Raw genomic sequence first — 14,273 nt, 5'->3', positions numbered from 1 at the left:
ACGCGCGGCACTCTACGAGACTGCACGGCAGCGCAATCCGCTCCGATGGAAAGGCCGCATGCGCAACTGGCAGCGCGTACGTGCTGTGCACCTGAACCCGGATCGCATCGACAACCAGGACGGCGCCCCACAGCGCAGTAACCAGGAGCGAAAAGCCGCCTGAGATTTAATCGTCGAGGCGACAACTACCTTGAAAATTTCCGGGAGCAGGTACTCTGCTAACTGCACGTCCCACACGTTCCCGCCGCGCGCTACGAACGCCATCCACGCCTCAAGGTTCTGGGGCTCACGCAGGGCGTACAGCAGGTCAAACTTGATGTTCTGGCCCACGAGGATGGTTGTCCCCGTAAGCAGCTTCGTGAACCAATCGAACGGGCGTGGGCCGCGTCCAAAGTATTCACCTGTTACTTGCTTGTCGCCCTGGCGTTGCCATCCCGAAGCGACCACAAAATTCTCAGGGAGAAAAGGAGACGCCTTACGTTTCATGTAAGGCTTAATCGTGGTCTCCACGTCCCAAACGCAATAGCTTATGTGCTGCTCCTTGATTTTCAGTGGCCGCGAACTAGGATCAATAAGACACAGTACGGAGGCTCAAATGTGGACGTGCATAAAATGCTTTGCCTCTATCCCGTGCAATCAGGTAGAGGCTTCAATAGATGACTTCGGGATTTACTTCCTCTGCCCGCACTGCAAACGCCGTAACCGTCTCGTGAACGTGGGCAAGCACGGCCGAATAGCGCTTATGCAGCAGGAGCGGTCAGCTCCTTAAAGCGGGCGAGAAATAGCAGCTCGGCGCTACCGGGTGTACGCGCGCTGATGGTTGCGTCGAGCGGTTCGATAGCTGCCGTCCAAGACCATGCAACAGCGTCAACAACGCGCTGACGCTCGTATGGCTGAGGCATCAAATCCCGCCGCTCCGTCACGAGCATACGGAGGTCCGCCTCTTTGATAGACGGATGCAACGGGAACGGGAGACCAAACCGCTTACAGATGACCCGCTCTACACGCTCCTCAATAACCTTGTACTCTGGCAAGAGCTGTTTAAGCGGACTGGACACATCGCCTAGGTACGCCTCGGCGGCATCATGCAGAAGCCCTTGTAACCCGTACTCTGGTGGGACCGCATATGACACATGCACGCTGTGTTGTGCGACGCTGTAGAACTGCGTTGTGTGTCCAGTGAATCGGCATATGCGGGATAAGGCTGTAGCGATGTCCTCGATATCGATACTGTCAAGTGCAGGGTTCGCGAAGTCGAAATACTTTCCGCTCGCGGTGAGAATAGTTGGCTTCATTGCTTGGCCTTCCAATCAAGGTACGCGGATACCGGACCAGCCCAGCTAAGACCTACCTCACCCGTCGCGGGAAGTCCGCACCACCACGCGCCGTATTCAAACCAGATGCGCGGCTTTTCGGTGGCTCGCTTTGGCGCAGGCGGCGGAGGTATCGGCCCATCCCTCGGCGTAGGTTGATAGCCAGCGATCAAGATATGTCCTCCGTTGCTCGGAACGACTTGAACACCGGATGACGCGGAGCATCCTTAATGCCATGGTCAAAGTACTTGAACGTGACCAAGCAATCGATAATCTCGCTCTGTCGCTGCCAGAACTCGGCCCGCTGCGCGGCCGTAAAACCCGTGCCGATGTTGAACTCGGTTCCGTCCGGGTCGTCCGCGTACCGAACAATCAACGCGCCTAGCGTGCCCTTGCCGACAAGGCCCGATTTCTCGGTGCTCCGCTCAGTGCGGCCGAATGCGTCCTTCTTCGCCTCATTGGTGTTGTGCATCTCCTCGACAAAACCGACTACCAGAGCCTCGGCATCGCGGAACCGCTTTACCTTGACTAGACCGCCCTCGCGCTCCGTGCTGCGGCCACACTTGTAGAGCGCGGAGGGGCTACGAATCATCATGCCTTCGTAGCCCGCCTCAAGGAATTGGGCTTCCAGCGTAGCCATATCCGCAGTGTTGGTTACGAGGTGATGTGGAAGCACACGGATACGGGGACTATCCGCCCCTTGCTCGGCCCACCAAGAAAGCTCCTCTTGACGAGTCTCGTAGTAGTGGGACAAATTGAATAGATCAAACACGTAGAACGTAAAATCTGGCTCTCCGTCCTTACGCATAACGGCCATACTGTTCTGCATACAGTTCGGGTCGGTCGAACGACCCACAACAAGCTCCCCGTCGCATGCCTCCAATTCGTCCGCATGGTCCTTTGCCCACTGCTGAATGAAATGGTTAGGGATTGGTTTTAGCGAGCGGCTATATGCAACACCGTCAAATACAACATAACGAATTCCGTCAATCTTCGGAGAGGCCCACACCGGGAACTTGATAAGCTCCGGCTTCGTGAGGGTCGCTGCGAGATTGGGTTTGAAGCCGCGTGGGATCACTTACCGACGCACAGGCGAACGCGCTGGAGCTGCTTAGCAGCGGCCCGCACCGCAGCCCCCGCAAGACGGGGTAGTACCAATACGTCGTGTAGCTTCACGTGCTGCTCGCGGACTGCGTAGCTAACGGTCGCCCCCGGCACCAGTACGCCGAACACCGGGTACAGCGTCTCAACACGAATTCCATACTCTCCCGTTCCGTGCACGTGAACCAGCGTGCCGCGTTTGAGCCAGTGAACCGGCCCCTTTTGCACACCGTCACTCTCTTTCTTCTGCGTTCGGATTACTCCGTATCTCATGGATTCTCCAGAGGCATACAAATGCGGCCCCGCTCGCCGTCGAACAGGACTTCACACTGCGGGGATTGGGGAGCGCCCTGTCGGCGCAGCTTGTTCTTAGTCGTTCCTATCCAGCGGGACGATGCATAGAACGGGTCATTCACGGAGCCCAAGGTAATGATTGCGTCCGCCGCGCCTTGCTTTCCGGTCTTACTATCCTTAAGCATGGGCAGCGTGGGGAACTGCAGGCCGTCGCCGTCTGCGGAGATTTGCGAGGTGGCAATAACGGGCGTGTCGTACTTCACGCCCATCAATCGAGCCCATTGATACTGGGCCTCTAAAATCTGGTCCGTCCGCTGCCCACCGTTCAACGCCTGTCCACCGAACTTGATGTTATCCACCATGTCCATAATCACGAGGCCGGGCGGGTAGCGCTTCATGATGTCCTCTACCTCGTAGTTCCAGAAATCGTGTATATCGAGCACACGAATGCGGTCCAGTGCGCCTACGGCCGCCGCGTACTCATCCTTGAGCGTGCCCGCGTTGGACTTGCGGATAAGATCGGACATGGTTGCGTTGATCGCGCTTTGATAGTTCCGCTGCACGATGCGTCGCCCCGGCCCCTCGTTGTTCATCCACAGCACGTACCGACCGTGCTGCAGCCCGTAGTAGGCGTCAAACTGGCCCGCCATATACGTGACCTCGGAGGAGATGCCCGTTGTCTTGCCCTTGTCGGGACGACCCGCGTACACGAGGAAGTCACCACCCCGCAGTGGACGCATTACCGTGTTCAAGCAATCGAGGCGGAAATGCAAGCCTCGGTCGTTCTTGTCATCCTGCAAGATCGAGTCGATATCTTCACTGACCCACGGCACACGTACTTTGCGGTTTGTATTCGCCTCAAATCGCTCTATCTCGTCGCGGAGCGCTACGTATAGATCAATCTCACCGCCCTCGTTGTACTGAGTGATAAGGTCTGTGACTCGGTTCGCGGTCTCTGCTGCAAGCATGCGCTCCATGATTCCGGACTCAAGCGAGGGATCGCAATCCTTGTTCAATACGTTCGCTAGAAGTGCGCTGTAAAGCCCTAGCTGCTCTGCCGTGAGGGTCGGATGTGCGAACGCCTTGAACCACAACATGAAAGGCTCATGTTCGATTCGGGCTGCATCAGGGAACTCTTGGAAAAATGTGCCGTAGTCGTTCAGGATGACAACGGACTTTGCTTCGAGTGCTGCGGCAGGTACTGCCTTTGCCAGTCTCTCATATCGCTCGCGGTACTTGAGGAGCTGGAGGAGCGTTACCTCAATGCTCAATCACCGTTCCCATAGTGTGCGTACAATTCTTCCCTCCTTGTCCGTGCGAGTAACTGCCACCACGTTTCCGTCCTTGTCGGACGTAACTGTTATCTCTTGCGCTTCCTTAAGCTGAACCTCAAGCGTGCGTATCTTCGCCTGCAATACAGCCTCCCGGCAGATGGCGTCTACCGCGTCTACACAATCCCCTTCAGCATCCGGCACCCTGTAGACACCGGCATCATGACGAGGCGTGCAGTCGAACCGCGCGTACACAAAAGACTTCGCCATTACCCGCGCCTCCAGCTTTCAGCGTCCATTCGATTTCCTCCCGCCCTAATAACTTCGGGTCTTTCTCCGATACCACGTTGCGCACGGTTACGCCGTAGGCTCGTAGTTGCTTAATAATCTTTGTCGCGTTGGTCTGCCCCGCCGCATCCGGGTCTAGCCATACCGTTACCGGCTTACCCGACGCTAGGATTCCGGTAGCAATGAAGTCCGTTATCTTCGTGCCGAGCAGACACCACGCGGCCACGTTGCCCCGCGTCGCAACCTTGTAGGCGGACAACAAGTCCTCCGTGAGCACGAGCAATGACCCGCTGCCGAACTTCGCAACGAGTCTGCGTTTGTCCACGTGAGGATTAAGGTACTTCTTTGGGTTCGTCTTATCGAGCGTCCGGGCCTGCCAATACACGACATGGCCCAGCTCGTCACGCACGGGAATAACTACCCGCTGCATGTATCGATTCCAGTAGATGCCTAGCCCTTCAATCTCCGCATTTGAAATGCCCGCTTTGTACAACCACACGCGGGCCTCAAGCGGCCACACTCGTGGGTCATGCTCTGCGGGAAGGGGTAAGGCAGGACTAGCGGTTACGGCCTCCTCTGCGGCCTTGATACGCTGTAGACGGGCCAGCTTCTCCGTAAGACTTTCGGCGGGTCGGGGAACCCAGCCCTTGTATGCACACCTATGGCAGTACGCGCCCCAGCCGTCCCGCTTGTGGTTAATGTGCAGGCAATCGCCGGGTCCGCAGTCGTGCGGTATCTTTCTACTGCCTCCCTCTGCGAGGGATTGGGCGTGCTGAAGCCAAGCATTCGATTCCAGCACGCGTTCTCCTTACTTGCCTCTAAGTGCCACTTGTCGCGCTAATTCATGGCGTTGCCAATTGCAACCCAGGCGGTCATACAGGGGCCAAAGATAATCACGCGGCTTTAACTTAAGCCGCCTGCACATCCGCAGCCCGAGAGAAACCGGGTCTGTCCGCAAGAGTTAGACGCTCAGCGTTGCGCCTGCTGCAGCCGCGTCCGCCAGGGCCTTGGCCGTAACGACCTGGGCGTCAAGTGCGGCGGCCTGGGCGACCGTGGTAGCTTCGATGTGCGCGGCACTGTGGTAGTCCGCGACACGGAACAGACGTGCTGCGCGTGCCTCTGCCCGCTCAACCATAGCCTCCAAGCTGGCTACGTGGAGATCAATGAGGAAGCTGTGAATGCGTGCGGCAAGGCTCGCGGAGACGCGCTTGAACGACACGAAGGCGGACAGGAGAGCAGCGGTAAGTTTCGACATGGTTTTCCTATGGGGAAGTTAGAAAGTGGTTGCGCTGCTTACTGAATCGAGGCCAGCGGATCGGCTGCGGCATCTTGTGCCGTGCTTTCCGGCGCGTCCGCTTCCTTCTCCGCGTCGCCCACCGACAGAATTGCGCTCGGATCGATCACAACGATTTGCGCATCGAAGCCCTCCCCGTACTGCACCTTGATACGCTTGCCCTTGTCGGTTTCCGCGATGCCCAGCACCACGCCGTCATATTCCTTCCGGTTCTCGGCGCGGCCAAACACAAAGCGCACCGGAGCATCCGCAGCAAGCGTTTCGAGGGCGCTACTCGCCTTCTCTGCGGCCTGCAGTTCGTTGAGCTTCGCCGTGTCGGCTGCAATGCGGGCTTGGAGTGCAGCGATTTGTTCAACGGTAGTCTTTGCCATGCGATGTAGTCCTAATAGAGTGAATGAAAGTTACTGCGGGTTTGATAGAACGGCTAGATGCAAGAGATTGCGAGAGGCGCGGTCAATCTGCGATGCGTAGCCACGTAGCAAATGTGGCCTCCGTCCACGATACGAGCAATGTTCGTGTCGTCGCCTGTCGTGCCCAGGTACTCGCCCAATCTCGGTGAGTCCGCCCGTGCCTGCTCATTGCACCCGGCCACACTGGCCGCCGATGCAATTACGATTGCTGCGAGGACGATCCCCGCCAGCTTCTTCAAACTCATACCCTGACGACCTCCCGGGTTACGGTTTGCTTGACCGTGAGCGACACGCAGGGCACCTTTTCATAGATCACGTAGGTAACACCACAGCTACCGTGATCTTTAACCCAAGTCTCCGCAGCGTCTCGACTCGGCAGGTTGTCGGGTGGGCAAACAGGGAAGCCCATAAAACTACCGGGACTGACGGAAATGCCGTACGGGTTCGGCGGCGGGACAGTGGCACGCACGTACTTGTTGACGCTTCTCGTGTGGCTTGGATACCTTTCCGAGAACTCCGCCAGCCGAATGTAGTATCGACCGTCGCCGCCGGAAATCCTGTCTACCGTATAGACCTCGCCCACCACGGGACCGTCCGAACCGTGCCACTCAGTATCCCCAAGGTTCTTAACCTTATCGCCTACCTTAAACGGATGGCTCACGCGGTCTCCTTCAGTTCGCGGGTAACGCTGTAAGTCGCGACATCGCGCACCTCTTGAATCGTGTACGTTGCGCCCACGTCGCCGTTTTCCTGCAGCCACTCCTTGGCCGCTGCTGCGTCCGCATGGTGAGTGGTGAACGTGAGTGCACCGGCTTGGATTCGGTAGTACGTGTTCGCGATGGGCGGAGCGGATTCGAAGATATCCGGGTTGCAGCCAAGGGTCTCGTCGGCGGATTCCCATGTCAGGATCGGCCAGCCGCGAAAGTCGAGCGACCGCACAACCATGCGCGCCGGGTCGAATCCAGCGCGTTCACACAAGTTCCGCAGCCGCTCACCGATTCCGCCCGCTGCCGGGATGAGAACATCACCCACCTTGAACTCGCGCTGCACAAGCTCGAAGCGCTCCGGGAACCAGTTCTCCTTACTCGGGTCCCCGTCGAACCTCACCCAAACAGTGGTATGACCCGGCTCGCTCGGATGCACCACGCTAGCCAGCTTACCTACCCTGTCGAAGCCCGCGTTCCCAGGCTCCAGCGCTTTCCCCGCAAACACACCATGAAACCGCAGACGATCCCCTACCTTAAATTGCTTGCTCATTTAGACTCCTGTTCGGATTTTGGATTGGGTTTGCTGCGTGATCCTGGCGCGATGTCGGGCATCTCGCACCTGTTCCATTCAAGCTGAAACGCGCGGATTTCCTTGGCTTCAGTGTTCATAAACGCAGCATTCGCGGCCGTTCCAAGTAACAAGCGGCGGCGGCTCTTTCGCATGGCGCAGTGCTGCCCAGCGGTCAATACGGTGGCCGTCAATCTGAATCGTCTGCGTTGCTGTGTGGAACGACACGGCTGCGCCTGCGAGGTGCGCCGCGTGGAGAATTGCTCGTTGGCTCATGGTCTGTTTCGGTTATGCAGGAAAGGCCGTGTGGTGCGCTGTCTAGATACTTCCGGGACAGACGCACCGCACGGTCCTCACCGTGCTTGCTATTAGCTGAGACGAGCCCGTGCGCCGAGAGAGAACGCGGCCACATGCTCCGCCGCGTGGCGTTTCATCGTGCGGAGAGCTTCGGAATGCGAGCGGAGAAACTGCCCTACCGTGTGCTTGCGGTTCAAGTCGAACTCGTGTTGTTGCTTTTGTGTCATTCGTAGTCCTATACGGTGTAGAAATGAAAAAGCCCGCACGATGGCGGGCCGGGAACTATCAGCGAACTACAGACGGATTTACAGATTTATCCGTCGCAGTCCTACATTTTTGAATGGTAAACGTGCACCTTCTACGGGATTCCCCGCGTGACTAACTTCTACTGCTCACTTAAGACCGTTGATGCTTGCCCAGCGAGTAAGCGGGTTTATACCCACGTACCAGCAACGTGCGGGACGATTGAACCAGGGCTTAGCCCCTGCTTCCCGTGCCGCCGTGAGAAAATACGTGATGCGGTCGGCACTGCTCAGCGAGGCGATGCGTCCCGCACCGGTAGGTACGGGTCCTCGGATCACTGTAACTGTGTGCCCCTTGATGACTTTTTGTACGCGACCCGGACTTATGCCAGGACTCGCATTGTTGTGTTGTGTGCTGCGCACTTCTCCTCCTAGGCGTCAATGGACCGGGCTCGATCCACTCACAACTAGGTAGGTATTCAGCGTAGCTGGGTTCCGCAGAGCCTAACCGGATGTGTATCAGCCGATGGGTACGGTACTACGTCACGACTCGAATAAGAGCCGGTAGGCTAGTCCACAAGGGAGACCTACTCACTAGATTGTTAGAGAACGATCCCGATACCTAGGACGCTATGCCTAGCGGGTAATACTTTGTTACTCGTCAGTGCACCTATCCGCCTGATTCTGCTAGAATCGCGGGCAACTCGATGAAGAAACCTAACCGACGAGACGAACTCTACTTACTCATAAGAGTAGAATCTACTCAAACATTTGTATTAATCTTACAAATTCGATAGTTTCGTGCTATAATTTAGTTAAATCAATGGTTTAGGGAGAAATCGAGATGGCTGTTACGGTAGTCACCAGCGGCAAGCGCGCACCTGCGGAGAACCCATCTACTGATGTGGTTAGGCGGATAGTTCACCCCACTGGCTCAGTGGAACGCTTGTATGCAGACGGGCATCAGGAACATGAGAGTAGTAGCGGTAACATCTTTAAGGTCCCTCCATCGCCTGAGAGCACCGCGCTGGCTCGAAAGCTATACATTGAGCGCGACGCGCGCTTAAAGGCGGCCCTCCAAGCGAAACAGGCGGAGGAAGCCGCATTGAAGGAAAAGGAGGGGTCGGAGTTTTTATTGTTCTTGACGCGCCTATTTGAGGCAACGAGCACTGAAAGCGCCTCCAGTCTGTACGCCTGGGCGGAGCCCCACGGCTTCAATAAGCAGACGCTCTACAACATGATTAGCCAGAACCGGGTTCCGGGACTGGAGATGCTGCGGCGCTTTAGTAGAGCTACCGCGCGCCCTATCGACTGGCTCCTAGGTGAAGACATTTTATCTCCGGCAACTCACGTCCTTTCCGGTGGCCCCGCAGTACCTGAAAACACACCCTGGGATGAATTCGTATTCATACCGAGATATGACGTTAAAGCGTCCGCTGGCTCGGGTCATTGGCACGATAACGGCGCCGAGGCCAAATTTACTGTGGCATTTCGTCGGCATTGGGTAGAAAACTACCTACACGCAAAGGAAGAAAGCCTATCTGTGGTACGTGTACATGGAGACTCCATGTCACCCACCCTGCAGGATGGCGATAACATCCTAATTAATCATACGTTGAACGCGCCGCAAGACGGCATCTACGTCATTAGAATGGACGGCCAGATTCTGGTAAAGCAGACGCAGATAATTGCGGGCAAAAAGTTGCGGGTCGTTAGTGCGAACCAACTATATGAAACCTTTACCATTGATCTCAACGCAGATAACCAAACCGATTTCGAGATAATCGGTCGGGTCGTATGGTTTGGACGTCAAATGTGATTAGCTATACGCTACTGCTCGGAGACTATGTACCCACGCTTCCGCCATTCAACAACCGCCATATAGTAATGAGAATAATTGGGCTGCGCGCCGCAAATTTCCCAAAGCTCCGCTCCCAGGGTTGTCAAGGCCACTTCACCCACGTCCAGTTCTGACCCAGAAGCGTCGCTAAGGTCTATTACTATCTCACGGTCAAAATAGTAAAATTTTTGAGGGCCACTAACTTCTAGGAGACTAAATCCCAAATCGTGCTGGTAGGTAATCAAGCCTAAGCTTTGTAGTTGCAAAATGCTAGAACCGTTAATGACATCTTTTAAGCTAGTCGTCTCGTTGAGCCGGCGCACTACCGCTAACGGAGAGTCTTCCCTTTGCCACACGTACGCGCCGAGTGCTGTGAATAGTTCCGCTTCGCTTTGACTAAGGCCGGAAAGGAAGTTCAACGTTCGCTTTGAGAATTTACCAGGACTTGTGGATTCCGCAGCCAGTATTTTTGCCCAAAGCGAACGCATCTGAGTATCTGACACCGTATCACACTGCTTAAACATGTAAGCCACCCAGTCTTCATTCAACTCCTCCACCTGCGCATTTTCAGGTAGAAACTCGATAGCCTCGGAAACAATTGACTCAATATTCTCCTGTTTCCGAACCTCTTGACTTACGAGTCGCTGTAAAGCCCGCTGTTCTAATTCCCCCAATTCGAGCTTGGCAATTGCCTTTATTTTATTCACATCGGCTTGTGCTCGTGCCTTTCGCCTGAGATGCGTAGGCTCATATAGTAGTCCGATCGCACCCGCCACCTTTTGTATCAAGACCGTAGCAGGCTTGGAAAACTTCCCCAGATCCATTTTTATTATTGCATTACCGTCGCCCATCACTTTTATCCGGTTAGAGTTGCAGTTGGTCCCACGCGTGCATCCTAATTTTCACCCAAACGACACTTGATTGCTATACCCCCGGGGAGCCCCGCATGACAAGGCCCGTCGCCGCTAGTTTCACTATATGAAAAGCCCCTGAGCAATGGAGAGGAGAACCTTTTCCCGCGCGGTAGAGTGGCCCGATGCACTCCCCGGCAGGTAGTGGCCTGCCCTTTTATATCAAGATTATCTCCTGCTGTTCCCGGTAGTTCTATCCGAGGAGCGAAGCGACGAGGAGATTAGCTTACCCAATATTCCAAGGATTATAGATAGGCCATAATCCCATCATACACGCTCGTCTTGTCGGTAAGGCAGGACTAGAGCAGCGGAAGCATATTAGGCTTAGAGATAAATACACTTGCCAACACTGCAAACGTGCTACTCGTATTGGTGAAGTAGACCATATTACAGCACTAGAGAATGGTGGCTCTAATGATGATAGTAATCTACAGCTACTATGTATTCCATGCCATAAGCTGAAAACTGCAAAGGATAGAGGATACGTACTCAAGTCTGGTAGCTCAGTAGATGGACTACCTATCGATAGTCATCACCATTGGAATCAGTCAGTAGCAGCGTTACAGTGAATGTCTCAGTGATTACTACAGTGAGGTTATCCCGTGGTTAGTCAGTGGTTGTCATTCGAAGAATGTAGTTACAGTAGTCTACAGTGAGTCAGAGTGTAGGCTATCAACAATCCGGCCTGATAGCGTAGAAATGCACACGGTTGGTGCATGATAGGTACAACCTAACGTGTAACATCATTGATAGCTCATAGCATAGACCTATAAGACGGGGGTATGCATGGATTTCGGCTATCGACAGCGGGACACCGACTGGTCCACCCTGAAATAACGCTAACTGCAAATTTTCCGTCCGGAATTCTCCTAACCTTCCGTATAGCCTCTGGATCGCTCCAGAATCGTCCGGAACGGTCTGTATCAGCCGAAACAACACCTCCCCGCTGTCCACACACTCAAGCCCACCACGGGCCTGTAATTGAGCCTTTACGAATGTCTACCAGCTATTGGTAAGGGCTTCTCGTAGTTACCCCGTACAGCTAACGCGCTTGCGGTCATTCGCACTATTAGCAAGCCCTCGCGCGATCACGCGCGCATAGCCCAATATAAGGAGTCCCTATAGCTAAGACCCGTTCGGACTCGGTTACTACCGCTGTCCTCTCAGCGCAAGCGGCCTCACTCGGCCCGATCAAACCTCCGGCCCATATCCGGTTACGCGATGTTGATATTCCGTATTGGAACAGCATTGTGCAGGCCAGAGCCGCCAGTACGTGGACCGACATCGATCTAGCCCACGCCGCAAACCTTGCTCACTGTCAAGCCGACATTGGTCGCATTCAAGAGGAGCTTGAGGACGAGCCGGATATTGTCACCAACGCCAAGGGTACTCAGGTTGTTAATCCCAAGCATGCGCTACTCAACACCCTTAGCGTTAGGTCTATGGCCCTCTCTGCCAAACTGCATGTACACGCGGCGGCAACGGTAGGCCGCAGCCAGGACGCGGGTAAAAAGCTAGCGACTGAGCAAGCGGCGCGGAGCGGCCTGCCGGATGATGACGAATTAATCCCGCGCCTCCGGGCGGTATGACCCGAGGCGAAAAGGTAATTGCGTTCTGCGAGCGGTACTGCAAGGTCCCCGAGGGTGCGCTAGTCGGTCTACCTCTCAAGTTTGAGGAATTTCAGCGAAAGTTCATCCTTGATGTGTATGACAACCCGCACGGCACCAAGAACGGGTATCTGAGCATCGCTCGCAAGAACGGCAAGAGCGCGGTAATCGCAGCCCTGCTCCTGGCCCACTTGGTAGGTCCTGAGGCGAAGCTGAATAGTCAGATTGTCTCCGGTGCTATGTCCCGCGAGCAGGCAGCAATCATCCACGCCTTAGCGTCCAAGATGGTCGCGTTGTCTCCGGAGCTATCGGCAATCGTCCGTATTGTTCCATCGGGCAAGCGATTGTACGGCCTCCCTCTGAACGTAGAGTACAAAGCCTTATCGGCTGAGGCAAAGACGACTCACGGGCTAAGCCCAATCCTCGCGATCATAGACGAGGCTGGACAGATTCGAGGCCCGCAGAGCGACTTTATCGATGCAATCACCACGGCCCAAGGCGCGCACGAGAACCCGCTAATCATCGTCGTAAGTACGCAGGCCGCCTCCGATGCGGATTTGCTCTCCATTTGGATTGACGATGCGCTTACGAGTAACGATCCGCACACAGTAGTCCATCTCTACGCTGCGAAGCCTGACGCGGAGCTTATGGACCGCCAAGCGTGGCGAGATGCCAATCCGGCTCTCGCCATCTTCCGGTCTGAAGCGGACGTGCTCAACCAAGCACAGAAAGCCGTTCGGATGCCGACAAGCGAGAACACGTTCCGCAACCTGATCCTAAATCAGCGCGTCTCCACCGTGTCTCCCTTCATAAGCCGGGACGTGTGGAAATCCTGCGGAGCTGCGGCACTGCCTTTCGACAAGGACACGCAGGTATTCGGTGGCCTGGACCTCTCGGCCCGCACCGACTTGACCTCGCTGCAGCTTATCGGCCGCATTAAGGGCATATGGCAAGTTGCCTCCTTCTTCTGGACACCGGAGGACGGCTTGGCGGATCGGGCCAGGACAGACCGCGCGCCGTATGACGTGTGGGTTAAGCAGGGGTTCCTACGCACCACTCCGGGCCGCACCGTGGACTACGAGTATGTAGCTCGCGACATCGCGGAGATTTGCTCCGGCCTAAATCTGCATTCCATCGCGTATGACCGCTGGCGTATTGACCTCCTCAAAAAGGAGTTCTCGGACCTCGGCATAGACGCGGACAAATCCACCAAGGACGGCGGCGCACTACCGCTCGTTCCGCATGGGCAGGGCTACAAGGACTTTAGCCCCGCGATGGATGCAATCGAGGAAGCATTGCTTAACGCACGCCTCTCTCACGGGATGCACCCGGTACTCACGATGTGTGCGGCCAATGCAGTGGTGCTCAAGGACCCAGCAGGAAACCGCAAGCTCGACAAGAAAAAGGCAACAGGACGCATAGATGGTCTCGTGGCGCTAACTATGGCATTTGGGGCTACGGTCCTCGCCGCTGGCGATGTTGAGCCCGAGCGCACATATCAATTCTTCGCACTGTGAGGCACAGATAAACAAAAAGCTATTTTCCGCGATTCTCATTAAGTCTGTGAATGAGGATTCGCGAGAATTCGAGGGCATTGCATCCACACCTACCCCGGATCGCGTCAAAGACATCGTGGAGCCAAAGGGCCTCACGTTCCAGAAGGAAACCCCGCTTCTCCTCAACCATAAGTCGGACCAGCCTGTAGGCACCGTCTCATTCGGGACGCCCACCGCTAAGGGGCTCCCGTTCAAGGCAAAGATTGCCAAGGTAGACGAGGAAGGCGCCGTTAAAGACCGGACGGACGAGGCATGGCACAGCGTAAAGACTGGTCTTATCAAAGGCGTCAGCATCGGCTTTACCCCGAGCGAGTACAGCTACAAGGATGACGGAGGTGTGCACTTCACGAAAGCGGATGTGCATGAACTGTCGCTTACGGCGGTTCCCTGTAACCCCGAAGCAATGATTACGGCTTTCAAGAGCCTTCAAGAGCCTACGGATACATCCGTGTCCGAAGTGACGCCAACGGCGACGCCCGCAGGCGAACCAGCGAACCCGGAAGGGGCGCAAAACAAAGAAGTAAAGACACCCCGCACGGTCGCAATCGACCTCTCTTTTCGCCGTTACCACTAA

15 protein-coding genes are annotated in these 14,273 nt (G+C 55.7%); 4 read left to right on the top strand and 11 right to left on the bottom strand.

Annotated features, from left to right (window positions below):
- Nucleotides 1-740: 740 nt before the first annotated feature.
- The 10 genes from HV670_RS19250 to HV670_RS19205 form a co-directional block, all read right to left on the bottom strand.
- On the bottom strand, nt 741-1,295 hold the full coding sequence (locus HV670_RS19250; protein WP_175106465.1) for a metal-dependent phosphohydrolase: 555 nt from the start codon (nt 1,293-1,295) through the stop codon (nt 741-743).
- 187 nt (nt 1,296-1,482) lie between these two features.
- On the bottom strand, nt 1,483-2,391 hold the full coding sequence (locus tag HV670_RS19245) for an ATP-dependent DNA ligase (RefSeq protein WP_175106464.1): 909 nt from the start codon (nt 2,389-2,391) through the stop codon (nt 1,483-1,485).
- Nucleotides 2,388-2,687 carry a hypothetical protein gene (locus HV670_RS19240; protein ID WP_175106463.1) on the bottom strand — a complete coding sequence of 100 codons (300 nt, stop codon included), beginning with the start codon at nt 2,685-2,687 and terminating at the stop codon, nt 2,388-2,390. Before HV670_RS19240 ends, HV670_RS19245 begins: the two co-directional genes overlap by 4 nt.
- Nucleotides 2,684-3,979 (bottom strand): AAA family ATPase, encoded by a 1,296-nt coding sequence (locus HV670_RS19235; RefSeq protein WP_175106462.1) that lies wholly within the window; start codon nt 3,977-3,979, stop codon nt 2,684-2,686. Before HV670_RS19235 ends, HV670_RS19240 begins: the two co-directional genes overlap by 4 nt.
- A 220-nt stretch (nt 3,980-4,199) precedes the next feature.
- The gene (locus HV670_RS19230; RefSeq protein WP_175106461.1) at nt 4,200-4,766 is read right to left on the bottom strand and encodes a toprim domain-containing protein; all 567 of its coding nucleotides are present in this window, start codon (nt 4,764-4,766) and stop codon (nt 4,200-4,202) included.
- Nucleotides 4,767-5,228: 462 nt separating this feature from the next.
- The gene (locus tag HV670_RS19225) at nt 5,229-5,522 is read right to left on the bottom strand and encodes a hypothetical protein (RefSeq protein WP_175106460.1); all 294 of its coding nucleotides are present in this window, start codon (nt 5,520-5,522) and stop codon (nt 5,229-5,231) included.
- Between the two features lie 38 nt (nt 5,523-5,560).
- Complete coding sequence (locus tag HV670_RS19220; RefSeq protein WP_175106459.1) at nt 5,561-5,932, bottom strand: hypothetical protein; 372 nt, start codon at nt 5,930-5,932, stop codon at nt 5,561-5,563.
- Between the two features lie 280 nt (nt 5,933-6,212).
- Nucleotides 6,213-6,632: a hypothetical protein gene (locus HV670_RS19215; protein ID WP_175106458.1), complete on the bottom strand. Its 420-nt coding sequence runs from the start codon at nt 6,630-6,632 to the stop codon at nt 6,213-6,215.
- Complete coding sequence (locus tag HV670_RS19210; RefSeq protein ID WP_175106457.1) at nt 6,629-7,228, bottom strand: hypothetical protein; 600 nt, start codon at nt 7,226-7,228, stop codon at nt 6,629-6,631. The genes HV670_RS19215 and HV670_RS19210 overlap by 4 nt, the downstream gene beginning before the upstream one ends.
- Entirely contained in the window at nt 7,225-7,440 is a 216-nt protein-coding gene (locus HV670_RS19205; protein WP_175106456.1) for a hypothetical protein, read from the bottom strand. The genes HV670_RS19210 and HV670_RS19205 overlap by 4 nt, the downstream gene beginning before the upstream one ends.
- Nucleotides 7,441-8,629: 1,189 nt before the next feature.
- On the opposite strand from HV670_RS19205, the gene HV670_RS19200 reads away from it, so the two are divergent.
- Nucleotides 8,630-9,604, top strand: a complete 975-nt coding sequence (locus HV670_RS19200) for a S24 family peptidase (RefSeq protein WP_175106455.1) — start codon at nt 8,630-8,632, stop codon at nt 9,602-9,604.
- Between the two features lie 11 nt (nt 9,605-9,615).
- Here HV670_RS19200 and HV670_RS19195 read toward each other — a convergent pair whose 3' ends face one another.
- On the bottom strand, nt 9,616-10,476 hold the full coding sequence (locus HV670_RS19195; RefSeq protein ID WP_175106454.1) for a DUF2806 domain-containing protein: 861 nt from the start codon (nt 10,474-10,476) through the stop codon (nt 9,616-9,618).
- Between the two features lie 311 nt (nt 10,477-10,787).
- Here HV670_RS19195 and HV670_RS31120 point away from each other — a divergent pair, with 311 nt between their 5' ends.
- From HV670_RS31120 to HV670_RS19180, 3 genes are all read left to right on the top strand, one after another.
- Entirely contained in the window at nt 10,788-11,105 is a 318-nt protein-coding gene (locus tag HV670_RS31120) for an HNH endonuclease (RefSeq protein WP_175106475.1), read from the top strand.
- Between the two features lie 1,016 nt (nt 11,106-12,121).
- Entirely contained in the window at nt 12,122-13,660 is a 1,539-nt protein-coding gene (locus HV670_RS19185) for a terminase large subunit (RefSeq protein ID WP_175106453.1), read from the top strand.
- Complete coding sequence (locus HV670_RS19180; RefSeq protein WP_175106452.1) at nt 13,620-14,273, top strand: HK97 family phage prohead protease; 654 nt, start codon at nt 13,620-13,622, stop codon at nt 14,271-14,273. The genes HV670_RS19185 and HV670_RS19180 overlap by 41 nt, the downstream gene beginning before the upstream one ends.

Origin of the sequence: Pararobbsia alpina (assembly GCF_902859895.1) — a bacterium.
Lineage (GTDB): Bacteria > Pseudomonadota > Gammaproteobacteria > Burkholderiales > Burkholderiaceae > Pararobbsia > Pararobbsia alpina.
The sequence above is the reverse complement of the archived record's forward strand: the minus strand, read 5'-3'. Positions and strand labels throughout refer to the sequence as shown.